This window comes from Brevibacterium picturae (assembly GCF_030453725.1).
Classification (GTDB): Bacteria; Actinomycetota; Actinomycetes; order Actinomycetales; family Brevibacteriaceae; genus Brevibacterium; species Brevibacterium sandarakinum_A.
Window position 1 is genome coordinate 1 of the sequence record NZ_JAKDJU010000198.1, and the last position, 5003, is coordinate 5003.

Sequence of the window (5003 nt, forward strand, 5' to 3'; positions counted from 1 at the left end):
CTGATCCCATCGGCTACGCTGATTGCATGCGTGCAGGCGAAGTGTCCGAGGTCAGCCAGGACTACCTCAAGGCGATCTGGTCGGCCCAGGAATGGGGCGGGACGGCAATGACCGCGACCGAGTTGGCGAACCGTTTCGGCACCACGAAGGCCAATGTCACCGAGGTGCTCAAACGTCTCGACGAGCTCGGCCTCATCGTCCGCGTGCCCTACCGTCCACCCGTCCTGACCGCGCAGGGCGAGACGATCGCCCTGTCGATGGTGCGCCGGCACCGGCTGCTCGAGACCTTCCTCGTCGAATCCTTGGGCTATGGCTGGGACGAGGTCCATGATGAGGCGGAGATCCTCGAGCACGCGGCCTCGAATCTGCTCATCGACCGCATCGATGCGTTCCTCGGCCGCCCCCAGGCCGACCCGCACGGTGACCCTATCCCGGGTCCCGATGGGCAGATCGAGTCCCATGATTCCTCGATCCTCCTCGCCGAGGCGGGCCCCGGGTCCTATGAAGTCCTGCGAGTCTCCGATGCCGACCCCACAGTCCTGTCCCACCTCGCCGAGGTGGGGGTGCGGCCGGGTGCGACGATCGAGGTGGTGGAGCAATCGGGTGCCGGTCTGATTGTCGTCTCGGTCGCCTCTGATCCGGGCGAGGGCGAGCGGGCCGAGTCGAAGCACATTGAGGTGGACCGCGCGGTCGCCTCGGCGGTGTATCTGTCGACGTCAGTGTGACCGTGCAAACAGAAGCACCACCTCAGCCGCGGTTCCCGGTGAAAAGCCATCTTTGAGCACCAGCCGTGGCCATTCGTGCCAGAGCTCGGCTTCGAACGGGACTCCCGGAACTCGGTTGTTGTGGGTGACTCGGCGGTGGTGCGGATGCGACTTGAAGGAACTCGGGTCGATCGCCTGGAGTGCTGTGAACAGTGAGTGGTAGAGGATAGGGGTGAAGCCACTCTCACGCGCTTGGTCGGCTGTCCGTGCCCACCCGGGGGCCACGACCGGAATTCCTTGCTTGATGGACTTCGACATTTGAGCCTTGAAGCTCGCCGGCAGCGGTTCGGGAGAGTGGTGAAGGATCACGCGGCACCATTCGAGGGCCTCCGTTTCGGAGAATCCCGGCCAGCGTTCGTTCGTCTCGTGAGACACGGTGACACTCGTTTCTCGGGCACGTTGCGCCCGGATCGAATCTTGCCAGCACCGATTGGCACCGACCCGTTCTTCCCCTGGGGCACCCGATCGATGACGGGTTGCCGCGTGGCCGGCCAGGTACCGATGGCCACGACTCGTGAACGTGTGAACAATGCTAGCGGAAGGGTCTGACACGGATGTCAGGTGAGTAACCGGCGGTGTCGATATCCCCACCGTTGTCGGTGAATGAGAAATTCACCCCGGCGGCCCACTGTGCAGGCTGCCGAGGCGAATATCGGAGAATCAGCCGAAGAACGTGCGGAGGGTGAGGACGCCGATGGCGCCGATGGTTGCGGCGGCGGGCAGTGTGATGACCCAGGCCATGGCGATCGGTTTCATCAGCTTCCAGTTCGCCGAGCGGTTGACCAGCCCCACGCCGATGATCGCACCGATGAGGATGTGGGTGGACGAGACGGGCAGGCCGCTGACCGAGGCCGCCATCACGACGCCCGCGGCGGCGAGTTCGGCGGCGAAGCCGGATGCCGGGTGGATCTCCGTGAGCTTGGTCCCGACCGTGGCGATGACCTTGCGGCCGATGAACCAGAGGCCGGCGATGAGGGCGATCCCGCAGGTGAGCATGGCGGCAAAGGGGACGGTCGCCTCGGAGCTGATGGTGCCGGTCTTGAGCACGTCGAGGACGGCGGCGAAGGGCCCGATCGCGTTCGCGATATCGTTGGAGCCGTGGCTGAAGGCGAAGGCGGAGGCGGTGAACACCTGCATCCAGGAGAAGAGGATGTAGGTCGCGCGGGGAACGGTCTGCTTGCGCAGGGTCTTGGCGAAGACGAAGACCGCCATCCACACGGCGAGGCCGATCATCGCCATGATGAGGATACCGCCGACGGTGCTGACGCTCATGTCCAGGTTCTTCAGTCCCTTGAACAGGAGCATTCCGGTGATGACGACAGCGGCACCGGCGGCGATGAGTGGAATCCAGCGCTGCAGCGTGGAGTGCGAGCCGATCCTCGCATCGGTTGAGGTCGCGGCATCGCGTTCGAAGCCCATTTCGGCCTCAGCCGCATGATTGTCGCCGCCGGTCGGTGCCAGCATGTGCGGCTTCAGGGTCTGTGACAGTGCATCGCCGAGGACATGCTTCTTGATCGCGCCGTAGATGAGGAAGGCGACGAGTGCGCCGAGTGCGGGGGAGAGGACCCAGGAGATCGCGATCATGCCGACCTCCGACCACTGCACCATCGCGAATCCGCCTGTACCGGTGACGAAGCCAGTGGTCAGCGAAGCACCGATGATGCCACCGATGATCGAGTGCGTGGTCGAGACAGGCCAACCCATGCGGGTGGCGATCAGCAGCCACACTGCTCCACCGAGCAGGGCCGCCATCATGATGTAGGCGAACTCCATCGGGTCAAGAGCGGCAGCGCCGAGATCGACGATTCCGCTCTTGACGGTGTCGGTGACCTCACCGCCGGCCAGCAACGCGCCGCTGACCTCGAACACGGCAGCGACGAGGAGGGCCTGCTTCATCGTCAGGGTGCCTGCGCCCACGGAGGTGCCGAAGGCATTCGCCACATCGTTGCCGCCGATGTTGAAGGCCATGAACGCGCCGAAGATGATTGTCGTGATCAGCACCATGCGCGGTGCGCCCTGGCTGACATAACCGAACGACCACAGGGTGAAAGCAATGAGACTGATCGCGAGCAACAGGCCGAAAGCCAGGTTCCAGCGGCGATCATTGCTACGACCGACGGTCTGTGCCGGTGTAAAGGTCTCTGAGGCCAGAGCCTGGGTCATGCGCGTCTCCTAGCGAGGATCATGAGATGTATTTCCAGCTGTCTCCCATGATTCGCACTCTGGATGTCCGCAAGGTTAAGGAAAAGGTGAACGGCAGATGAATACGTTCATCGCGCCCGAGGAACAGCAGGTGCACAGTAGCTGTAGTTCGCCCGGAGTTCACGTAAAGTTCCAGGTCAGATGGTACGGGACGTTCAGAAGTCACGGCCCCAGTCGGCCTGTCCGCCGAGCAGATTTCGCGTTGTGATGATGGACACGCGGGCACGATCGGCTCGTGCCCGCGTGTGAGCCTCAGACTCGGGATCTGCCTGGGCCTCAGCTTCGGCGCCGGGCTGTGCCTAGCCTCAGCCTCGGCGTCGGGGCAGATTCCACCGTGGTTGGGGCTGGGACACCTTGGCGTGCTGCGGCATGAATCCGCGTTCGGCCTGCAGGTGGCCCTTGTCGTGGCTCTTCGCCTTGGCCTCAGGGTCGACCCCTGGGATCGGAGCCTCGAGCTTCTTGGCCGCCTGTTCCGCACCGACGATGGGGATCTCGCCTGTGATCACCGGTTTCTCCGCAATGGTCGGAATCTCTCCGGTGGCCGCCGGAATGGTTGGATTCTTGTGGTCTTTGTCGTTGTGCATGGTGTTTCCCTTCTCCTGTGGTTGCCTGTTCTGCTTCTGCGCAGCCTGCTTCTGTGCAGCTGAGGGATTTTTGGTGGTGGTCTTGGCAGTAGTGCTCAGGGCTGAGTACAGTCCGGCCCACTGGTCTGGATTGAGGTCGCGTGGCAAGGTGTCTCCTCCGACGTCGTTGCGGTCCATGGTCGAGTGCAGCGTGGTGCGGTCAGTGAGATTCATTGTTGTGAGAATTCCCTTCATTCCACGTCCGCGCCCGGTGAAGGCTGCGCGGACGAACTGTTGGTAGTCGGACCTGTGCCGCTTGGGCACGAGGCTGGTCGTCAGGCGATCGATGGTGAGGATTCCACCGTCGACGCTGGGCTTCGGTGTGAAGGCGTGTGCTGGTACGCGTTCGATGAGGCGGAAGTCGAACCATGGCGCCCATTGGGCAGTCATCATGGTCGAGCCGCCGACGCCGGCGCGTTTGCGAGCCACTTCCCATTGCGTGAGCAGGATGGCGTTCTGCCATTTCCTGGCGTGAAGGATTCTGCGCAGAATGGGCGTGGTCAGGTGGAACGGCAGGCTGCCGACGATCACCGGCTGATCGAGTCGGGATGTCAGAACATCCGCGTGCCTGACTTGGGCGCGGGGGAATGAGTGCTCAAGGTGTCTGATCCTCGTCTCGTCGAGTTCCACGAGCGTGAGTGGTCTGCCGAGTCTGTACAGCTGAGCAGTCACCGCGCCGGTGCCGGGGCCGATCTCCAGGATGGGGCCGGTGGTGGCGCGGGTCAGGTTCGCGATCGTGTGCAGGGTTGCGTCTGAGTGCAGGAAGTTCTGGCCGAGTTCGTGTCGGCCGCCGAATGATGAATGAGGTCGCATGGACGCGCTCCGGAAGTGAAGAAGGGAGCACCCAAGGCAGCGCAATGTGCGGTGACTGACGAGTCAGAGGATTGCGGCTTCGCCCCGGATGCGGATGAGTGTCCGGGTCGACAACGCGCTGCTACAGATCCTGCTCAATCGGCTCGGCGGTGGCAGGTCCGGCGATGGACCAGTGCTGCCGATCACGCGATGAGGTCAGCGGATCACAGAAAGTGAATCGAGCGCGCTGTCAGGCGCGGCGATTGCGAATGTAGAAGCTGAGCGCTGTCATTGCGCCCCGATTTAATGTTCCCATGCTGAATAAGGTAGCACGCGGCCTTGCGTCCGATCCAGGGTTTCCCCGAATTCCTTGCAGAACGGATCGGATCATCGAGCGCACCACTTAGCATCGAGCGGAGCGCTTATAACTGGTCCGCTCAATGATAAGTGGTCCCGTGGCGATATGGCCGTGAAGGTTCGCTCGGCAATGCGGCGGTGCAGGGCCGCTCAGCGACATCGCAGTGCAGGTCCGTATGGCGACAAGGTGATGCAGGGCCGCTCGACGAAGTGAGCGCCTGTGTGCCTGAGAGGTGGTGTGCCTGAGAGCGTGTGTGTCAGCTCG

At 63.1% G+C, this 5003-nt stretch carries 3 protein-coding genes, 1 pseudogene and 1 riboswitch; of the genes and pseudogenes, 1 reads left to right on the forward strand and 3 read right to left on the reverse strand.

Annotated features, from left to right (window positions below; translation table 11 throughout):
* Positions 1-725: metal-dependent transcriptional regulator (locus tag L0G76_RS13955; RefSeq protein ID WP_369696188.1), on the forward strand; the 725-nt coding region annotated here is incomplete at its 5' end.
* Here L0G76_RS13955 and L0G76_RS13960 read toward each other — a convergent pair.
* The 3 genes and pseudogenes from L0G76_RS13960 to erm all read right to left on the reverse strand — a co-directional run.
* Positions 717-1139 (reverse strand): hypothetical protein, encoded by a 423-nt coding sequence (locus L0G76_RS13960; protein ID WP_304357770.1) that lies wholly within the window; start codon positions 1137-1139, stop codon positions 717-719. The genes L0G76_RS13955 and L0G76_RS13960 overlap by 9 nt on opposite strands.
* 33 nt (positions 1140-1172) lie before the next feature.
* A riboswitch (SAM riboswitch) is annotated at positions 1173-1284 on the reverse strand.
* 140 nt (positions 1285-1424) lie between these two features.
* Positions 1425-2927, reverse strand: coding sequence for an inorganic phosphate transporter (locus L0G76_RS13965; RefSeq protein ID WP_304357771.1), 1503 nt, complete (start codon positions 2925-2927; stop codon positions 1425-1427).
* 722 nt (positions 2928-3649) lie between these two features.
* Positions 3650-4402: pseudogene (gene erm, locus L0G76_RS13970) on the reverse strand (23S ribosomal RNA methyltransferase Erm); the annotation flags it as partial.
* Between the last annotated feature and the right edge of the window lie 601 nt (positions 4403-5003).

Bases quoted from the DNA above. Each gene is read 5' to 3' on its own strand.
- L0G76_RS13965 (WP_304357771.1), bottom strand. From the start codon at position 2,927: ATGACCCAGGCTCTGGCCTCAGAGACCTTTACACCGGCACAGACCGTC.